Source organism: Cecembia rubra (assembly GCF_003014575.1).
GTDB classification, from domain to species: Bacteria; Bacteroidota; Bacteroidia; order Cytophagales; family Cyclobacteriaceae; genus Cecembia_A; species Cecembia_A rubra.
On sequence record NZ_PYGF01000001.1, the window covers coordinates 215,581 to 233,882 of the forward strand.

General features: G+C 37.6%; 16 protein-coding genes. 6 read left to right on the forward strand and 10 right to left on the reverse strand.

Annotation, left to right across the window (positions count from 1 at the left end; genetic code table 11):
* Window positions 1-4 precede the first annotated feature (4 nt).
* From CLV48_RS00865 to CLV48_RS00880, 4 genes are all read left to right on the forward strand, one after another.
* Window positions 5-1,450 (forward strand): SusD/RagB family nutrient-binding outer membrane lipoprotein, encoded by a 1,446-nt coding sequence (locus tag CLV48_RS00865; protein ID WP_106565358.1) that lies wholly within the window; start codon window positions 5-7, stop codon window positions 1,448-1,450.
* Between the two features lie 22 nt (window positions 1,451-1,472).
* Window positions 1,473-1,889: a hypothetical protein gene (locus CLV48_RS00870; RefSeq protein ID WP_106565359.1), complete on the forward strand. Its 417-nt coding sequence runs from the start codon at window positions 1,473-1,475 to the stop codon at window positions 1,887-1,889.
* Window positions 1,890-2,010: 121 nt separating this feature from the next.
* Window positions 2,011-4,101, forward strand: coding sequence for a S9 family peptidase (locus CLV48_RS00875; RefSeq protein WP_106566065.1), 2,091 nt, complete (start codon window positions 2,011-2,013; stop codon window positions 4,099-4,101).
* Entirely contained in the window at window positions 4,101-5,384 is a 1,284-nt protein-coding gene (locus CLV48_RS00880) for a D-alanyl-D-alanine carboxypeptidase (RefSeq protein ID WP_106565360.1), read from the forward strand. The genes CLV48_RS00875 and CLV48_RS00880 overlap by 1 nt, the downstream gene beginning before the upstream one ends.
* Here CLV48_RS00880 and CLV48_RS00885 read toward each other — a convergent pair.
* Window positions 5,378-6,469 carry a DUF6544 family protein gene (locus tag CLV48_RS00885; protein WP_106565361.1) on the reverse strand — a complete coding sequence of 364 codons (1,092 nt, stop codon included), beginning with the start codon at window positions 6,467-6,469 and terminating at the stop codon, window positions 5,378-5,380. The genes CLV48_RS00880 and CLV48_RS00885 overlap by 7 nt on opposite strands.
* A gap of 103 nt (window positions 6,470-6,572) precedes the next feature.
* On the opposite strand from CLV48_RS00885, the gene CLV48_RS00890 reads away from it, so the two are divergent.
* Entirely contained in the window at window positions 6,573-7,775 is a 1,203-nt protein-coding gene (locus CLV48_RS00890; protein ID WP_245889442.1) for a hypothetical protein, read from the forward strand.
* A 13-nt stretch (window positions 7,776-7,788) separates the two neighbouring features.
* Here the strand turns inward: CLV48_RS00890 and CLV48_RS00895 are convergent, their stop codons facing one another.
* From CLV48_RS00895 to CLV48_RS00925, 7 genes are all read right to left on the reverse strand, one after another.
* The gene (locus CLV48_RS00895; protein WP_170068971.1) at window positions 7,789-9,033 is read right to left on the reverse strand and encodes a polysaccharide deacetylase family protein; all 1,245 of its coding nucleotides are present in this window, start codon (window positions 9,031-9,033) and stop codon (window positions 7,789-7,791) included.
* Between the two features lie 265 nt (window positions 9,034-9,298).
* Entirely contained in the window at window positions 9,299-9,691 is a 393-nt protein-coding gene (locus CLV48_RS00900; protein ID WP_106565363.1) for a DUF302 domain-containing protein, read from the reverse strand.
* A 77-nt stretch (window positions 9,692-9,768) separates the two neighbouring features.
* Complete coding sequence (locus CLV48_RS00905; protein WP_245889443.1) at window positions 9,769-11,367, reverse strand: PQQ-dependent sugar dehydrogenase; 1,599 nt, start codon at window positions 11,365-11,367, stop codon at window positions 9,769-9,771.
* A gap of 30 nt (window positions 11,368-11,397) precedes the next feature.
* A complete protein-coding gene (locus CLV48_RS00910; RefSeq protein WP_106565364.1) occupies window positions 11,398-11,601 on the reverse strand; it encodes a hypothetical protein in 204 nt (67 codons plus the stop codon).
* 218 nt (window positions 11,602-11,819) lie between these two features.
* Window positions 11,820-12,512 carry an HAD family hydrolase gene (locus CLV48_RS00915; RefSeq protein WP_106565365.1) on the reverse strand — a complete coding sequence of 231 codons (693 nt, stop codon included), beginning with the start codon at window positions 12,510-12,512 and terminating at the stop codon, window positions 11,820-11,822.
* 241 nt (window positions 12,513-12,753) lie between these two features.
* Window positions 12,754-13,836 (reverse strand): MBL fold metallo-hydrolase, encoded by a 1,083-nt coding sequence (locus CLV48_RS00920; protein ID WP_106565366.1) that lies wholly within the window; start codon window positions 13,834-13,836, stop codon window positions 12,754-12,756.
* A gap of 90 nt (window positions 13,837-13,926) precedes the next feature.
* Window positions 13,927-14,544 (reverse strand): TetR/AcrR family transcriptional regulator, encoded by a 618-nt coding sequence (locus CLV48_RS00925; protein ID WP_106565367.1) that lies wholly within the window; start codon window positions 14,542-14,544, stop codon window positions 13,927-13,929.
* A gap of 144 nt (window positions 14,545-14,688) precedes the next feature.
* On the opposite strand from CLV48_RS00925, the gene CLV48_RS00930 reads away from it, so the two are divergent.
* The gene (locus tag CLV48_RS00930; protein WP_106565368.1) at window positions 14,689-15,810 is read left to right on the forward strand and encodes a Gfo/Idh/MocA family protein; all 1,122 of its coding nucleotides are present in this window, start codon (window positions 14,689-14,691) and stop codon (window positions 15,808-15,810) included.
* Window positions 15,811-15,996: 186 nt separating this feature from the next.
* On the opposite strand, the gene CLV48_RS20455 is transcribed toward CLV48_RS00930, so the two are convergent.
* Window positions 15,997-16,152: a hypothetical protein gene (locus CLV48_RS20455; RefSeq protein ID WP_170068972.1), complete on the reverse strand. Its 156-nt coding sequence runs from the start codon at window positions 16,150-16,152 to the stop codon at window positions 15,997-15,999.
* A 267-nt stretch (window positions 16,153-16,419) separates the two neighbouring features.
* Window positions 16,420-18,183 (reverse strand): CocE/NonD family hydrolase, encoded by a 1,764-nt coding sequence (locus CLV48_RS00935; RefSeq protein ID WP_146140055.1) that lies wholly within the window; start codon window positions 18,181-18,183, stop codon window positions 16,420-16,422.
* Window positions 18,184-18,302 lie beyond the last annotated feature (119 nt).

The window sequence follows — 18,302 nt, forward strand, 5'->3', positions numbered from 1 at the left end:
CGAAATGAAAAATAAAATCATATCATTTATACTTCTGTTGGCGGTTTTTGTATCCTGTGATAGTTTTGATGAAATCAACACCAATCCTAATCAGGCAACAGATGCCTCTATTCAGGTAATTTATCCAGGGGTTACTGCAGCATTTGTATATGGTATTGCAGGGGAATCGGCACAGTTTACCAGTATTCTGATGCAATATTTAACTGGTATATTGGGTGATCAGCAACAAGTAAATAATTATGCATTCATAGCAGATATGAGTGATGCAACTTGGAACAGATTTTACACCAATTGTCTGAATAATATTCAAACAATCAAAGCCAAAGCTACAGAACAAGGTGCCAGCCACTATGCAGGTGCAGCCAAAATCATGGAAGCAGCGATTCTTGCTTATTCTGTGGATTTATGGAATGATATCCCATATTCAGAAGCATTGCAATTAGATAGGATTTCCCAGCCTAGGTTTGATGATGCTGCAGGAATATATCAAAGGGTTCAGCAATTATTGGATGAAGGTATCGCTGATCTAAATGCCAACAGTACTACAAGTCCTAGTACCAATGATTTGGTCTATAGGGCCAATAATGAAAACCTTTGGAGACAAAATTCTAGACCCAGATGGATTATGTTTGCCAACGCACTCAAAGCAAGGTATTCCAACCATCTCTCTAAAGTTGATCCTCAAGGTTCAGCAACAGCAGCTTTGGCGGCGATTGATGCGGGATCTTTCAACTCAAATGCTGACCATCCAAATGTCGTATTCGGATCGGAATTTGCAGGTCCTTGGTTTCCATTTTTCCAAACAACTTTTGGTGAAAATAACGTTGGAATCAGCCAGCGTTTCATTGACTTGTTGAGAGACAGAGTGGCACCTGGTACAGATGATCCACGTTTGGTGTACTTTGTGAGACCTACCACTGCAGGCCTTTATGTTGGTGTGCCAAATGGCGCAGCTTCAAGACCATCTGGAAATGTATTACCTGGGCCATATATCAATAGGAGAGAGGCACCAACTCCTGTTTTTAATTATTCAGAGCTGAAATTTATTGAGGCAGAAGCCGCTTTAAGGTTAGGTCAGAACCAAAGAGCTGCCAATGCCCATAATGCAGCAGTTTTGGCATCACTTCAAAGAATCACAGGAGGAACCAACCAAGCCTATATTGATAGGTTCGGAGCCGAGACAGCTGCTACTATCAGTTTGGAAAAAATAATGGTAGAAAAGCATATCGATATGTTCCTCCAAGCGGAAGCTTGGACGGATTGGAGAAGGACTACACCATCTGGTACTCCTAACACAGCTTCGGGAATTCCGGCTTTGGTCCCTGCTCCTTCCAATACAACACAAGGTAACTTCCCGCGAAGGTTTATTTACCCAAATAGGGAAGTTGTCAATAATTCTGCAAATGTTCCAAATGTTACTAACCTTGACAGGGTTTTCTGGGATAGGTAATAAATTTAATGAATAAAGACTTATGAAAAATTTCATCAATATTCTAGCAATCTCCTTAATTGCGGTATTCCTTTCCTCATGCATTCTTGAGGACCAAGAACCGGAGTATGATGTTGTAGGAGCAGTAGGTACTATTGCAACTTTAACGGCTTCTAATAGCAACCCCGCTGTTGGAGAAACGGTTACCTTTACCTTATTGATCTATTCTGAACATGAACCAGCTACTGAGTTGAGAATGAATAGGGTTCAGGGGTCGACGGTTACCAATGTTGAAACAAAGACTTTTACAAGTTGGAACACAGACGATTCTTACCAGGAAACCTTTCAATTTCAGGTTCCAGCAGGAACTGCGGGTACTGCCCTCACTTTCCAATTTGCATTGGTAACCAGAAGTAATTTTGTGACAACGAGAAATATTACAATCAACGTCCGTCCTTAAATTTTGCTTTAGAACTGATAGACTCTCCTGTATTGTTTACAGGAGAGTTTTTTATTTACAGAAAAGCAAAGCCCATTCTTTGTTTTTATTTGCTAAATTATGTGCTGCTAACATTATGGATATGAAAAAAGTAAAGCTGTCAATCTTCATTTTTCTATTAGGTTTTAACCTTTTCGCTCAAAGCTTCACCATGGAGCAGGTGACTTCTTTCCCATTTCCTTCAGAGCTTACAGCTTCCAATTCAAAAGATTGGATTGCCTGGGCCATGAATGAAAAAGGCCTAAGGAATATCTATTTAGCACAAGCACCTCATTTTGATACTAAAAAGGTTACAAATTTCTCCGTCGATGATGGTCAAGAAATCAGCAGCTTACAATTTACGCCGGATGGGAACAACTTAATTTTTGTAAGAGGAGGGGAGCATGGCAGTAATTGGGACTGGAATGTAGGGATCAATCCCTCTCAGTCCACATTTATGCCGAAGGTTGAAATATGGAAATTGGCATTGGTTAATGGAAAGGTTGAAATGATCACTGAAGGTGATGAACCTATAGTATCCCCAGACAGCAAAACAGTTGCCTACATTAAAAACCGACAGGTTTGGACTTTTGACTTAAATGATCCAAAACCCGCACAATTATTTGAGATCAAAGGATCGGTTGCTAACTTGAGCTGGTCACCAAGTGGGGATCTTTTGCTTTTTATAGTCAATAGAGGTACACATTCCATGGTTGCTGTTTTTGATCTTCGGGAAAAAAGTCTTCGCTACCTTTCCCCTTCCTTCAGCAGGGATACAAGTCCAAGATGGTCACCTGATGGCAGGAAAGTAACCTTTATCAGAAGGCCTGGTGGAAAACCAGAACCACAGCCCATTTTGGAACAGCGACATAATCCTTGGGAAATTTGGACAGCTGACATTCAAACGACAGAAGGAAAGATGCGCTGGAAAGCTCCGGAAACCTTAAGAGGTTCAATTTCCACAACCCATGGTGGAGCCAATCTTCATTGGGCAGCAGATAACCAATTGATTTATTTGTCTTATGAGGATGGTTGGCCTCATTTATATGCCATGGATGCTGAAGCTGGCCTTTCAAGGCAGCTAACCAAAGGAAATTTCATGGTTGAACATGTACTATTGACACCGGATAAAAAATCTCTGCTTTTTACAGCCAATACCGGTCCACTGAAAGATGATATAGATAGAAGACACATTGGGAGGGTGGATATTCTCAGCGGGAAAATGGATATTTGGTCACAGGGTGAAAGCATAGAGACCAATCCTGTTATATTATCCGGAAATCAATTTTTAGCCTGTATTTCTTCCAATTCAAAAAGGCCAATGCTACCTACCATTTTGTCTTTGGAAACCGGACAAATGAAAGTAATTGGAGAAAGCATTTTGCCACCTGATTTTCCTTTGGAACAAATGCTAACACCAAAGCAGGTCATTTTTAAATCTCCAGATGGTTTGAATATCCATGCACAAATCTTTGAAAAGGAAGGAGGAGAAGGCAAAAAGCCTGCTGTTCTATTTGTACATGGTGGGCCACAAAGGCAAATGTTGCTGGGATGGCATTATGGAGATTATTATTCCAATACTTATGCAATCAATCAATACCTGGCCAATATGGGATTTGTAGTCCTATCGGTCAATTTCAGATTGGGAATTGGATATGGCCATGAATTTCATAAACCTGAACGAACTTATTGGCAAGGTGCTGAAGAATATTTAGATGTAAAAGCGGCTGGTGAATATTTGGCTTCTTTACCCCAGGTAGATGATCAAAGAATTGGAATTTATGGCGGTTCTTATGGCGGATATCTTACAGCCTTGGCACTTGCCAAGGATTCTGGTTTATTTAAAGTGGGGGTAGATATCCATGGGGTCCACGAACTGTCAAGTAGATTGGAAATGCCGGAAGGATTTGAAAAAGCGCCCGACTTTGAAAAAGCACAAAAAACGGCATTCTATTCATCTCCCTTAGCCTATTTGGATACCTGGACTTCTCCAGTTTTATTTATCCATGGAGATGATGACAGGAATGTTCAGGTCAGTCAGACTGTGGATTTGATCAGGAGGTTTGAAGAGCGCAAGATGCCATTTGAATATTTGATAATTCCTGATGATTCACACCATTGGATGAAATATGCTAATTTGGTAAAGGTCAATACTGCAACTGTAGATTTTTTGCAGAAACATTTGAAGCCCTAATGAGAAAATATTGCTCGCTTCTAATTTTGATTTTGGTATTTATTGGATTGGATACCCGTGCTCAAAAACTTACAGAAAGAAAAGTCCGAAAACTTTTTGATAAATCTTCTTTGATGCAAGAACACTTTGTAGGTTTTATCCTTCAGGAAGAAGGAGGGAAGATAGTGTTTTCCCAACATGAAGATATACATTTTGTTCCTGCATCCAACACCAAATTGCTTACCTTGTATGCAGGGTTGCAGATTCTCGGAGACTCGATTCCAGCATTTCACTATGAGGTTTCCGGGGATTCATTGATAATTTGGGCTACAGGAGACCCATCTCTTCTTCATCCAGATCTTGACAATGGGAAAGTTTTTCATTTTTTGAGGAATACACCATATCAGATTTTTTTGGCTGAGCAGCATCCCATAGTATTTGAACCAAGCTATTGGCGTTCTGACCCTGCACTTTTTCCGATTTATGGAAATACAGCTACTATTTCAAAGGATAGTCAGGCAGGTTTGCAGGTGAGTCCCAAAGCAATGGGTAGTTTCATTAAACCTGATTCCAGTCTTTTTCAGAACAAATTTAATATTGTACGCAGCAAATCAGGGAATGAATTGATCTATCCCCATCTCCCCATACCCGATGGATTTCAGGATAGGGTTCCGTTTCCTATGGATCTACATATGAGCAGGTATTTATTGCAGGATACCTTGAAAAGGACTGTTAATCTTGTAAGAAGGCAAAAAGGGAAAAATATAAAGACATATTACAGTATCCCATCGGATAGCCTATATAAACATATGATGCTTCCCAGTGACAATTTCCTGGCTGAGCAGATTTTGATTCTTTGTTCTGGGATGATAAGTGATACATTGGATGCAAAGAAAACCATTGACTATCTCAATGAATATTGGTTGAATGAATTGAAGAATGTCCCAATTTGGGAAGATGGTTCAGGTCTTTCAAGGTACAATCTGTTTACGCCTATGACAGTACTGGAAATTTTGAATAGACTGGAAGGGATTGTAGGCAACAAAGAAAGATTAAAATGCTTTTTTCCTGCAGGTGGAGTTTCAGGTACATTAAGGACAGCATATAAACTTGATGAGGGGAAACCATTTGTCTGGGCAAAGACAGGTTCACTACGGAATATGCACTTGCAAAGTGGATGGATGGAAACCAGAAAAGGAAAGACTTATCGGTTTGTTTTTATGAACAATAATTTTGTGCGGCCAACTTCAGAGATTAGGAATGAAATGGTAAGTATTATCACATATCTTCATGATAATTATTGATGGAAATTGAAAATTACTTTATCAACTTCAAACTCAGCCCATGTCCAATCCCCTGATTCCAGCCGCCAGGTTGCGGTGCATTGGGAAGGGAGAATAATTCCATCAAATTCCCTATGAGCGAGGACTTGAACAAACCATTCCATTTTCACTGCATCTTCGCCGCTTCCCATATAACGCATTGCAGTAAACCGGATCAATTTCCCCTCTTCGTCAAATTCAAAAATCCCGGATCCTTCTGTCTGAAGGTAGGACATTGTGGCTTCAGCAGTATTTTCATCAATCTCTCTCCATTTAAATTGATCCAATGTGCAGGCAGAAGGATACCATACCAATTCTCCAATGTACCTTTGTAATGCGCTTTCATTGATTTTTGGATTGGGGCCATCTTTAGCTACAGGCAAAAAAGAAAGCAACTTGATCAACATTTCCCCTTCACCTTGGATAAACCTATCACGGCCGTAGGTGAAGACCAATGGCATCATTTGCATATCTACCGTCCAAACAAAAGCGGGTGGGTCTGAAGTTGAGGTTTGGCTAGCTTTTGCATGATACCAATTCTCTTGTTCTGGTTTGAGTTTTATTTTGTAGGATTGTTCCATATATAGATTTTCAATTCCTGGTTTTCCGATCACACCGGAAAATTTAAGCCAGCGCTGAACTGCTTTCGGTAGACCATCAAGATTTTTTTCTTCAATGGGTTTTACAGGTTTGGAGGCATTCAAAATACTTTTGATTTCTCCATCGGCTTTTCTTTCGAATTCAAATTTGGAGAAAGCAATGATAACTATAAGGAAAAGAATGATATTTGGGATACTGCCAAATTTTGCATCAGTCCATTGGCCAATAATTAGGATTTGGGATAAAATCAGGCCTGCAAAACCGAATAGCCACCAAAAGGGATGTCTGATGAGGTAAAATACTATGGTAACTGCTAATATGAAAAATGCACCCAACCAAATCAACCCAGTGGATTTGGAAATTTGTAAAGGAAAATCCTTTAAATCGAATACCTGAAATCCTTTAACAAATCCTAAAAGGTGTATAAGAGCGTGGAGCCCAATTATAATAAGGAAAGCATATCTCATCGGAGATGATTTTATTGAAAACTTTTTAGTTTACTTGAATAAAGATAGTGTAATTCTATTAAATTTTTCATGACCTAAATCATATACCGTTTTGATTTAAATTATGATGAAATTTTTTCACATCCGGTATTTTTATGGTCTGATAATCAAGGTTATGATTATACCGATTTTTTATATTACCCTGATTTTTCTTTTGGGATGTAACACGGATAAACAAAACAATGCCATGAAAACACCTCCAGCCTATTATAAGCAAGAAAATTTACCGCTTTATCTACCTTTTTCATTGCATGTAGATCCCATGGAAAAGCTTTTACTGGTTAATTTTGAAAAGGACCCTGATAGAGTTTACATAGGTTTTGAACCGCAATATTTCAAAGATCCTGAGAATGGTGAAGGACTGCTGGTAATAGCTTGGCGAAAAGATATGCATATAGATGTTTATCATGAATCAACACTTTTTCCTGATCCCTCCAAATTTGATATTGCCGGGAAAGGACTTGGATGCATGCAAGTGGTGGAATTTCAAAAGAAAAAATTTGAAATATTTGATAATGGTGTAAGTGTGGATATTGCCTTTACTGACAAATTTCAAAGAAAAATCCAAGTCCTAATTTCCGAGTCTAATGCCAAAAAAAGAAAGCCCTTTGGCTTATTGGCACCTATGGGAGACGCTGCAAGTAATCCATCTTCCATGCCTTTGGTTTTCCTTTATGATTTTTATTTTGTAAGAAGAAATCAGACTTTATTTAATGTAATAATTGATAATAGAGAACACCATCCAGACAAGTTGCCCATTCCCATGGATGGGGCTTGGATGTATTTTGTTAGATATTCTCCCGACCCTTTTATTGTAACTTTCAATCCAGCTCAAGCGGGGAAAATTTATCCTGTATTAGAGAGTGAATATGTAATCGAACTTGAAAAAAATGGAAATGGTAAAGAAATCAAAAGCCTGAAAAAAACAACAAAAGGTCATCAAATTAGTCTCACTTTCTTTCCAGCATTTCCACAGTTTAATTTAATCCAGGATGGAATAATGACAACTGGAAAATTTGAGATAATGGCTGAGGAAAGCACTGGGAAGGTAAAAGGGACCTACAGGATCAAGACTGAAGAAGGTAAGGTTCATATTTCAATAAATCCGGATGCTGGCTGGGAACCAAAGGCAGATCGACTTTCTTTGAAATTCCTTTACGCTTTTGCCAAGACTTTCAAGAACTGGCCGAAATCATATGAGTGGTCTGCAACTTTAAAAGAAGAAAATGGAAATTGGCATATGGATTCCCATTGGAAAAAACTTTGACTTAATTCTCCCTTCAGTAAAGCCTCAAGGTTTCACCGGAAAGAGTGGGCAGGTCTTGGGGAGTTTTAAAATTGAAATTACTTTTATAGGTAAGGTTGTTGTTGAGCAATTGCTGCTTCACTCTCTGCGAAAAGTCTTCTAATATATTTCTAAAATTGATATAAGATTTCACAGCTGATTCTGGTTTGCAATAGGATGGATCCGCCTCAAACTCCAATTGACTGAAATTGCGATTATCCTGAAGGCAGAACCATGTTTTTAAGATTTCTTCATCCTTTGTTTTAAAAACATCATCCCGCATGGCGTTTAAAATCTCCAATATTTCAGATTGTAGATTGTTCATTTTAACACTTCCTTCCTTTTTTGATATTCCTCTTTTATTTAAAAGAAGAAGGGAAGAGTTGAATTTATTGCTTCCTTGAAGTTCACTTGGGGTGAAAAACTCAATACCTTTGTCCTTGGCAAATGCAGGAATATTTTTTAAAAATTGAATAAGCTTTTCAGTTTTAGGTTTTGTAATGTCCAAATCTGCATAATTTAGCAAAATGCAGACCATCTCATATTTCTTGAAGGTCATTTCTATTCTTTTTAAGGCTACTTCATGCGATAAATCTATTTCTTTAAATTGTTTGCTGGATACAAATAGATTTTGTTCAAATAGATGGCTTGCCATCAAAATTTTCATTATTGGCGTTGCAACAGTTTGATAGAAATTAAATGATTGTCCAAAGGGGATTTTATTTTCCAGCTTTTGTGGTTGGACCCAAACCTTAAAACCCATTTCACTTAATATTTTGCAAAGAAAGGAAGGAGAATAACCTGTAAGGTTGAGAAATGCTCTGGGTAATTGTCCGAAAATATTGAAAATTTTTTGCTTTTGTGCTAGGATTTGTTCTCTGAACTCTTGCTTTGATTTCAAAGATAGGTTGGATTGGGAATAGGTTTGGGATAGAAATTCCACATTGCCCAAATCATTCATTTTTTTTAAATTCTTGATTACAGAAGGACAAAAGGTTTCCATCAAATCCAATGTAGATCCTGAGAATGAAAAACCTATTTTGAATTTAAGATCCGTTCGCTGAAATATTTCAAGTAAAACCTTATTGATAGGTCCAAAGCTATTAGTCTCAAGGCTTTTAATGACTTCAGTATTGGAATTGGTGTTGAAATAGTCGTGACCTTTACCAATTTCAAAGAAGCGGTAATTCTTCAATAAAATGGGTTGATGCATGTAAAATATCAAAGACAAAGCTTTCACCGAATTTGACGTTTAAAGGTTATCTGTTGCCAATAAATGCGCTGATTTCCGGTCATTTGTGGCCGGAATCAACTTGCTGTCAGGACGGTGGTTTTGTTGAATTGAAAAAATGTTTTTTGAAGAAGCTAACTTATTGACATGAAATTAATAGATAGATAAGAATATTCAAATGATATTGGTCATGCATTAAAAAAAAAAACTGCTTATACCATATCGATATAAGCAGCCGGTTATTTAAACAACGAAAATTTTTGATTCGTGCTTATTAGTTTACTAATTCCACCACTTTGCTCAGCTTTTCTTTAACCGCTTCTGCTAAAGGGGCAATTGAATCATTTCCAAATCCACTCATCGCAACCATAGGATCAATAGCAGATACTTCCATTTCTCCATTTTCCATTTCTCTTATGCTTACATTGCAAGGTAAAAAGGCACTTATATGTGGGTCAATACTTAAAACTTTATCTGCAAAAATCGGATTACAGGCACCTAATATTACAAATGATTTATAGTCCTTATCTAGCTTTTTCTTCATAGTTGCCTGAATATCGATTTCTGTAAGTACCCCAAAACCTTCTGCTTTAAGGGCTTCTATGACTTTTTCTTTCAGTTCTGCAAAGTCCTGTTTTCCAACGGTTTTTGTTATATGATATGCCATGGCTTATTTGTTTTAATTGGAACCAATTTACAAAAATTCCTACCGACATTCTGTGATAAAAATTACCATTTCCACAGCTACCTCAATATACTTTTTCTTTCTTCATAAACCTCCCCTGGGATAATTGGATTGGCACTGTTTCCAAATTGATTTCGTATAAAAGTCAACAGATCTGCAATTTCCTTATCGCTGAGATGGTCAAAAGCAGGCATTTCCTGGTTATATGTTTTGCCATTGACCAGAATAGGACCTGATATTCCAGTAAGAATGAGACGGATCAATCGGCCTTTGTCACCGGTTACCCAATCTGTTTTGGAAATAGGAGGTATAAGATCCTCTGAACCTTTTCCTTCAGGACCATGACAGAGGAGGCAATGACTGGTGTAGAGTTTTGCTCCTTCTTCTAATTCCTCACCTACTTTGAAATTCCAATCTTCATCCTTGATTTCATAGGCAGCAGGATCTTTTTTATATATGGGCTTTCCAGGTACTAGCTTTTCATTTTGCTCCAATATCCTGATACGCATTATTCTGTCAGGCCCTGAAGGCAAATCATCATATAGCCAAGGTTGGAAACGGGGATGCCAATCTTTATTACTGGTGCAATAATAAATACTTCCATCAGGTCCTACTGAAATGTCCCGAATTCTTCCAAATGTTTTCTGAAGGAATATGTCCTCAGATAGGATCTGATCTCCGGATTCGTTAAGGTGTAATACTCTTATGGACATTCCTTTCATGGTGGCTAGCAAGAGGCTGTTTTCCCATTCCGGTATATGATCAGTAGGGTAGTATGCAAGTCCTGCAGATGCTATGGTAGGTGTCCACGCTATCAGAGGCTCTATCACTGTATGATTTCCGGCATACGATTTTTCTTTCACTTGGTCAATATAGCCATGGACTTCAGGCCATCCATAATTTCCTCCTTTTTGAATGAGGTTTATTTCATCATCTGTAATCGCTCCGTGGTCAGAGCCATAAAGCATGTTGTTTTTACCAATAACCAGACCCTGGGAATTTCTAAATCCTTTAGCCCAAACACTGCTTCCGGGAATTGGATTATCGGTAGGGATACTACCGTCAAGGTTCAGGCGGTGGATCTTACCTCCTACAAAACCATCATCCAAAACTGAATCGATGATTCCTATATCACCCAAGGAAAAAAATAATTTTTCATCTGGAGAGATCACAATCCGGGACCCATTGTGGTATGTAGCACCTGGAATACTATCCATTAAAATAAGTGGATCAATTAGGGTATTCCCATCAAAACTATATCGGACCAATCTTGAAAGAATCTGTTCATCAATTTCCCCTTTATTTAAAGCAAATGTATAATGAAGGAAAACCCAATCCTTAGCAGGGTATACAGCCATTCCCAATAAACCATAAGATTTTTTGGCGATTAGATCGGTTATTGTGAATACATTTTTTTGTTCTCCGGTAGCTAAATCCAAAAGGTGAACCGTCCCGCTTACCTGAGTAAACCAAAGTTTCCATGGTACAGCTGCATCAATGTCCCAAGGTACTTCCAGATCAGTAACAATTTCTGAAATTTCCAAAATAGAATTGCCATTCTGGATATAGCCCAAGACTGGATATTTTGGAGACTCCTCTTTTTTTGACTGGCAAAAAGTGAGTAAAATCAGAGATAGATACAGAAATGCTTTATTCATGCCTAAATTTAAAAATATAAAACAGTTCTCCTATTTTGTTTTTATGGATCGCATTGCTTTGAAGGCAATAAAACGCGCTGTTTTATTAGTTAAACCTTCATGCTCTGTTAAAAATTTGACCATTTCATCCTGATTGTCAAAGTTCAATACTTTGATCATGGAAATCCAGTCTTCCAGCTGCATGCCAGTGTTTTTATACAAGATTTCCACTATGGAAGGGCCTTTTTCATCCATAAGTAGTTTTGTTCAGAAAGAGATTGGTTCAATTTGTTGATGATCAGCAAGATATGGAATTATATTGAAACTTCGGCTGAACATAAGAGCTCTTATCTGAATGGAAATAAATGGGAACAGACCAAGTTATTCTTGATTTGAACGGAAATTGGATATTATATAAAATGATGATTGAAGGTGGATATTACTGATTATCGGAAAATAGTACTTGGTGATAATCAATTTTTTAATATGCTGATTATCTGTTTAATATTTTCGAGTTGATGAAAATTTGGATGCTCAATGGAATGGCTTATTTCCTCATGGATCCATGTGATATGATAAGGAATATGTACTGCATATCCACCCAACTCCAGCACAGGTAAAACATCTGATTTCAATGAATTCCCAACCATTAGGAAGTTTTCAGGAGCACAGTCCAAGTGTCGCAAAAGCTTTCTGTAATCATTCACCTTTTTATCACTCATAATCTCTATATGGTGAAAGTGTTTTTCAAGCCCTGATTGGATCAGTTTCCGCTCCTGGTCCATAAGGTCCCCTTTGGTAGCCATGACCATTCGATAAGAACCGTTTAATTCTTTCAAAACCTCTTCTACACCTTCCAATAGCATTATAGGTTTGGATAACATTTCTTTTCCTATCATTAGGGACTGTTCTACCAAACGGACATGCCCGGTATTTTCAGTGACTTTGAGTATGGTTTCGATCATGCTGAGCATAAACCCTTTGATGCCATAGCCATAAAGGGGTAAATTTTGAATTTCGGTTTTAAAAAGTTCCTGATTCACAGTATGATGGGGTAAATAATCCTCCAGCAAGGAACAGAATTTATTTTCTGCTTCCCTGAAATAGGGTTCATTTTCCCAAAGTGTATCGTCTGCGTCAAATGCTATTACTTGGATTTCTTTCATGGAAATTAATTGACAAGAAAAGTGATTATATATTATGTATATCCGCAATTAGACCAGTAACCAATTTAAATTGGGTCTTAAATCAACCTGATATTAATAGATATTGGATCCACCTCGGCGGACAAGTTGTTCATTGATATTGGTTTGAAATCTTAGGTTTATTCTATTGTGATTATTCCACTGTCATGAAAGCGGACAATCATATTATATATTTACCCAAAGTTAAAGATTTGGGTAAAGATCAATTTTTTTGGAGTAAATTTTTCCCAAGAATAGGATTGATCAATGCACCATTGATACTTTCCTTATTCTGGACCAAAATATCCCAAGGTTCCATTCTTGGCTCATCAGAAAGGTCCAATGTACCGAAATGCATGGGAATAAAATATTTTCCATTTAAGACATTGAATGCATCAATGGCATCATTTGGACTAATATGTGCCTGATGCATAAACCATTCCGGTTTGAAGGCACCCACTCCCATAAGGCAATAATCAGGAGGTCCAAGTGTATTTTTTATATCCTCGAAATGTGGTCCATTGCCGCTATCTCCCATAAAATAAATACTGTAATCTTCGTTTTGGATAAAAAATCCACCCCATAAGCTTTTATTATCATCCCAAATCCAGCGCCTGGACCAATGCCTACTGGGGACATAAGTGATTTGAATGGCGGAATCCAAAAGGGAATATTGTTGATACCATCCTGCTTCTTGGATAGGATGGCCATTTGACCAGGATTTGATTATACTTTCAATTCCCAATCCTGTAAGGATTTTTAAATTATTGTTTTTCTCTGTAAGGTATTTTATGGATTTTGAATCAAGATGATCCCTATGGTTATGGGACAAAAGCAAGTAATCCAGGGCTGGTAATTTTTCAACCGGAAAAGGAAGTTCACTTTCTCTTTTAAGGAAAGCATTATCAAATAAAAACGGATCAATTAGAAAAACTTTGCCATGAATTCTCATTAAAAAGGTAGCGTGACCAAGCCACATCAAATAATCTTCGTTTCCATGAAAGACAGTTGAATCAAAGTCAACAATCAATCTTCTGGATTCATTTTTTTTAAGTTGTTTCTGTGGGTTTATACTGGTTTGCCATTTTAATAATTCCACAAAACTCGATTCAAATGGTATATATAAATTGGAGAACCTACCATTTTCATCCAAAGGTGTACCCTTCCAATCTGGATAGGGATTTACGGTAACCAAGTCAGGATTAGAAACAAATCTTTGGAAAGTTTTTTTGTCGATTGAATAATTGGCCACAATAAAGAGTAAAAGGATAAGTGAAAAAAGAGTTGGTAAGATGTTTTTATTCATATTTCATCCAATAAACAGTCCCACTCGGTAATTAGTTCTTCCTCAAAGAAATAGAATGCTTAAAAAGAAATTGGCCCAGATATTTGAGATTTATTGCCTATCCAACATATATGAAAAAGATTGGAAACTATTGATTACCAGGTTCTCTGCATCATTGACTTTAAGTAAGCTGGAGCGGTCTCTGATTTTTAAAGTTACCAAACCATGTAAGCTTGCCCATATAGCATAAGTTGCATTATCAGCATTTTGCCCCCTGAAATACCCTTTCATTATACATTCTCTTACATTTTTCTTCAACATTTCAAAAATACCTTCCCCTTCTTTCCATGTTTTTTCATCCTCCTCAAGTATATGTTCCATTGGAGCTTTTAAAGTAAACATTAGGTCATATATGATTGGATTTTCAAGGGCAAAGAGGACATAATTTTTGCACAGGGCCTTTAACCTTCCCATGGGATCAGCTATGTTCATCACAGACTCCATTTTGATTTTAAGGTTTTCAAAACCCTCTTGATGCAAGGCATGAAAAATCTCATTTTTGTCTTTGAAGTAATGGTAAATAATTCCAGGGCTGTATTCTATTTGTTCTGCAATATTTCTAATGGATGTTTTTTCAAATCCATGTTTGAAAAAAAGATTTCTTGCAGCATCTAAAATTAATTCTCTTAGCTGCTCTTTTTCCCTTAATTTTCTTTCGGCAATTCCCATAAAGATTTGTTAAACAGTCTAATATAAGTAAACGTTGTTTAATAAACCAAGAAATTTGGAGTTCGAAGGTAAATAAATAAAGGTAAAATGGTTAAATTAGTAAATGATTATCAAAATTAATCTCAAACCCAAAAAACCTATCTTATGCATTCCAGAAGAGATTTTCTACAAAAATTAACAGCTACTGCCTTAAGTTTTCCCTTGGTATCCGGTGTTAGTACTGAGGTGTTTGCCCATTCCAAAGAAGTCCACCAAAATGAAAAAGTACTTAAAGTGGCTATTATGGGACTTGGTAGTTATGCCAATAGGGTTGCAGATGCAATGAAAGATTGCAAAAGGGCTAAGATAACAGGAGTGATCAGTGGTACACCTTCAAAGGTCAAAGATTGGCAGACCAGGTTCAATATTCCTGATAAAAATTGTTACAATTACGACAACTTTGATGCAATTAAAAATAACCCGGATATTGACGCAGTGTACATCATTACGCCTAATGCCCAACATCATCCTCAAACTCTCAGGGTAGCTGCGGCCGGTAAACATGTGATCTGTGAAAAGCCCATGTCTATTAATGCCAAAGAAGGGAAAGAAATGATTGAAGCCTGTAAAAAGGCAGAGGTTCATCTATTAATCGGTTACCGAATGCACTTTGAAGCCAATACTTTAGAAATTGTAAGGATGCAAAGGGAAGGGGAATTGGGTAAAATCCGGTTCTTCCAAGGTTTGAGTGGCTTTAGGATTGGTGATCCCACCCAATGGAGATTGAACAGGGAGTTAGCAGGAGGAGGTGCCATGATGGACATTGGAATATATGCTATAAATGGATCAAGGTATATGATAGGAGAGGATCCTTTTTGGGTGACTGCCCAAGAGGTCAAAACCGATCCTGTTAAATTTAAAGAGGGTGTTGACGAGACTATTACATTCCAGCTTGGTTTCCCTTCAGGGGCTATTGCTTCCTGCCTATCTACCTATAATATGAATTATCTGGATAAATTTTTCCTGAACGGAGACAATGGATTTGCGGAAATGCAGCCATCCACCGGATATGGTCCCATCCGTAGCTGGACGAACAAGGGGCGTTTGGATTTGCCCCATGTGACCCATCAGACCACTCAAATGGAAGAAATGGCTGCCATCATATTAGATGGTAAAAAAGCAGTCATTCCAGTTGATGGAGAAGAAGGATGGAAGGATATGGTTATTATTGATGCAATTTTTGAATCCCTCAGGACAGGTAATAAAGTAGAAATTAAATATGCTTAACTTAGGAAAAGGGATTTCAAAAGTTGGAACTGACATATCCTTTGAGGTATCTGAAACCTTAAAGTTGTATTGTTTTTGACTCAATAAATTATTACCTCCCAATAGTCGCTTGATAATAGTAAATAAGCATTATTCCCCAAAGACCTGCTGGAATACCCTGTGGTGTTCTTGCAGGTCTTTTTCGCTTTAAAGGGCCATTCGGATAGTGCGTTCATAATGGAGTTTAGAGGCTAATGCTGCATATTTATGGAAGGCGATTTTGGTGGCTTCGGCGATAGGATATCTGAAAATACCCGTAGATGCCTTGAAGTAAAATGCAATTCCTGCCCTTTTTCTCAGCAATTCTCAGGGCATTGCGACAGCAATTGGCCAACAGTTTGGCGAAAGAAGCCTTTTTATAGTCTTTGATGCTTGTTACTGGAAATGGTGGCAAGAGAATTGGTGAGGACATTGTCAGATTAAAACCACTTTTGGTCTCAAATTAGAAATAAGCCTGTATTAAGAGGGGGGATAGGAGCACAAAGATTTATTGATAAGGAAATGCTATTAAATAGAAGAAATATTCAAGGCAATATATGTTGATTTTGAACGGATCCTGAGAGGATTTTTTTAATTTGGAATAATGGGAAGATCAATAAACGATACGTTCATTTTGTTCCTGTATATACTTATTATCGGAGTTCCTTCTTCTGGAACACGATCAAACGTGTCTTTATCTGCTCCTGAAATGGCAACCCTGATAGAATGTCCTTTCTTTATCAAAATAGATGTTGGCCATAACTTTAAGCTGATTTCCTGGATTTGATCCACTGGCATAGGAGATGCATCAGATTCACGAAATGAATGGTAGGGGATACCTTCAAACATATCATTTGATGATAGTTTGCGGTTTTCAAGCAAAAGACCACCTTCAGTTAAATATCTACTTCTACCCTGTTGATCTACATCTTCTAGGTAAACAAATAATGCTCCCTCCTGATGTGTGGAAGAAAGCTGGAGGGTAATAAAAGGTGTTCCTGTTATTTGAAGATCTTCCTTTAGTGGCTCACTGGTATAAGTCAGCATCATAGAATCTGCATGATTTCTATTATCTAAATTCAGGATGGGTTTTCCTAATTGCGTAGCCCATCGGTTATTGGTTCCAGTACTGACTTCAAAGTTGACTTTATATTGATCTTCACCTGAATCATCAGCTGAGGCTATAAGTTTCAATGTGCCATTACTTCCCAAGTAATATTTCAATCTTTTTTGCCCTTTAGGAGGCCAAACATCAGATTCTTTAAATGCTTCTTCACCAAAATTGTAATACCTGATAGTCGGCCAATTTTCAACTCCAACTTGCTTACCTTTCAGGTGGAAATCAAAAAAGTCCAATTGCATTTGCATTTGTTCCCGGACAGAAGGTTCAGGGGAGATCAATTGATCCGAAACTTTAAATGGACTTGCATGGTAGGCACCACCATGTGAGGTAGGCTTCATGATGACTTTTTGGGGATTTGTGAAATGTTCCAACCTAAGTAAGCTTCCTTCCGCAGTACCAGCATCCAGCCAGCTGGTAAGTACTAACATGGGGACTTTAGATTCCTGGATTTCTTTTTTCCAGAAAAGTGGATCGCTTTCTTCATAGGTGAATTCGGCAAATTTAGAATCTCTAAATCTTGCTTTAGTTGCTGATTCCAAAACAATGGGATTGTTTGAATGCTCTTTAATCGCTTCAGTGGGAACGAATTCAGTTACACGTCTTACACTAGCTCCTAAATTTTCGGAGGAGTTTTGATCCATCCAGTTGACCATCTGACTCCATTGTGAAATGAATCCTGTTGCCAACATGCCATAAGGCCTTATTGGACTTTCAAATACATTAAAATCTGACCAACCAATCACTACTGCCTTAATGGCCATATGTCCAGTAGCACATAACAATTCAGCCGTAGTACCTGAATATGACCCTCCAAATGCTCCAATATTTCCGTCCGACCAATCTTGCTTTACCATCCAATCTACCACATGATAGGCATCTTTTACTTCGGTGGGAGTATATTCACCAGTCCTGATACCATAAGAAGCACCCGTACCTCTTACATCAACTTTGGCCAGGATATAGTCATTTTCGAGGAATAACTTATCAATTCTTCTAAGCGAGGGTTTAGGCTTACCTGTTTGTGGATCTTCACTACCCCTCCAATACCTTGTAAATTCAAACAAAACTGGAAGTTTTTGACCTTGATAGTTTTCAGGAAAATATACATCCACTGCCAATCGGACTCCATCTTCAGCAGGGACATAAAAAGATTTGAAATGCTCTGATTGACTTAAGCAGAATTGATAGGATGAAAGAAAAATTAATAACAGGGAAAGTTTTATTGTCCTCATTTCTATTTGTGATCTTTTTTTGAATATCCTATTGTTAAGAGAATTGGGTATATTATTCCAAGTGATTAAAATATCTAATTCCTGGCCCAAAATTTTTTTCAATTCCAACACATTTATTG

Excerpts from the sequence above, each read along its gene's own strand:
- CLV48_RS00865 (WP_106565358.1), top strand. The coding sequence starts at position 5 with ATGAAAAATAAAATCATATCATTTATACTTCTGTTGGCGGTTTTTGTA.
- CLV48_RS00870 (WP_106565359.1), top strand. The coding sequence starts at position 1,473 with ATGAAAAATTTCATCAATATTCTAGCAATCTCCTTAATTGCGGTATTC.
- CLV48_RS00875 (WP_106566065.1), top strand. The coding sequence starts at position 2,011 with ATGAAAAAAGTAAAGCTGTCAATCTTCATTTTTCTATTAGGTTTTAAC.
- CLV48_RS00880 (WP_106565360.1), top strand. The coding sequence starts at position 4,101 with ATGAGAAAATATTGCTCGCTTCTAATTTTGATTTTGGTATTTATTGGA.
- CLV48_RS00885 (WP_106565361.1), bottom strand. The coding sequence starts at position 6,469 with ATGAGATATGCTTTCCTTATTATAATTGGGCTCCACGCTCTTATACAC.
- CLV48_RS00890 (WP_245889442.1), top strand. The coding sequence starts at position 6,573 with ATGATGAAATTTTTTCACATCCGGTATTTTTATGGTCTGATAATCAAG.
- CLV48_RS00900 (WP_106565363.1), bottom strand. The coding sequence starts at position 9,691 with ATGGCATATCATATAACAAAAACCGTTGGAAAACAGGACTTTGCAGAA.
- CLV48_RS00905 (WP_245889443.1), bottom strand. The coding sequence starts at position 11,367 with ATGAATAAAGCATTTCTGTATCTATCTCTGATTTTACTCACTTTTTGC.
- CLV48_RS00910 (WP_106565364.1), bottom strand. The coding sequence starts at position 11,601 with ATGGATGAAAAAGGCCCTTCCATAGTGGAAATCTTGTATAAAAACACT.
- CLV48_RS00915 (WP_106565365.1), bottom strand. The coding sequence starts at position 12,512 with ATGAAAGAAATCCAAGTAATAGCATTTGACGCAGACGATACACTTTGG.
- CLV48_RS00920 (WP_106565366.1), bottom strand. The coding sequence starts at position 13,836 with ATGAATAAAAACATCTTACCAACTCTTTTTTCACTTATCCTTTTACTC.
- CLV48_RS00925 (WP_106565367.1), bottom strand. The coding sequence starts at position 14,544 with ATGGGAATTGCCGAAAGAAAATTAAGGGAAAAAGAGCAGCTAAGAGAA.
- CLV48_RS00930 (WP_106565368.1), top strand. The coding sequence starts at position 14,689 with ATGCATTCCAGAAGAGATTTTCTACAAAAATTAACAGCTACTGCCTTA.
- CLV48_RS00935 (WP_146140055.1), bottom strand. The coding sequence starts at position 18,183 with ATGAGGACAATAAAACTTTCCCTGTTATTAATTTTTCTTTCATCCTAT.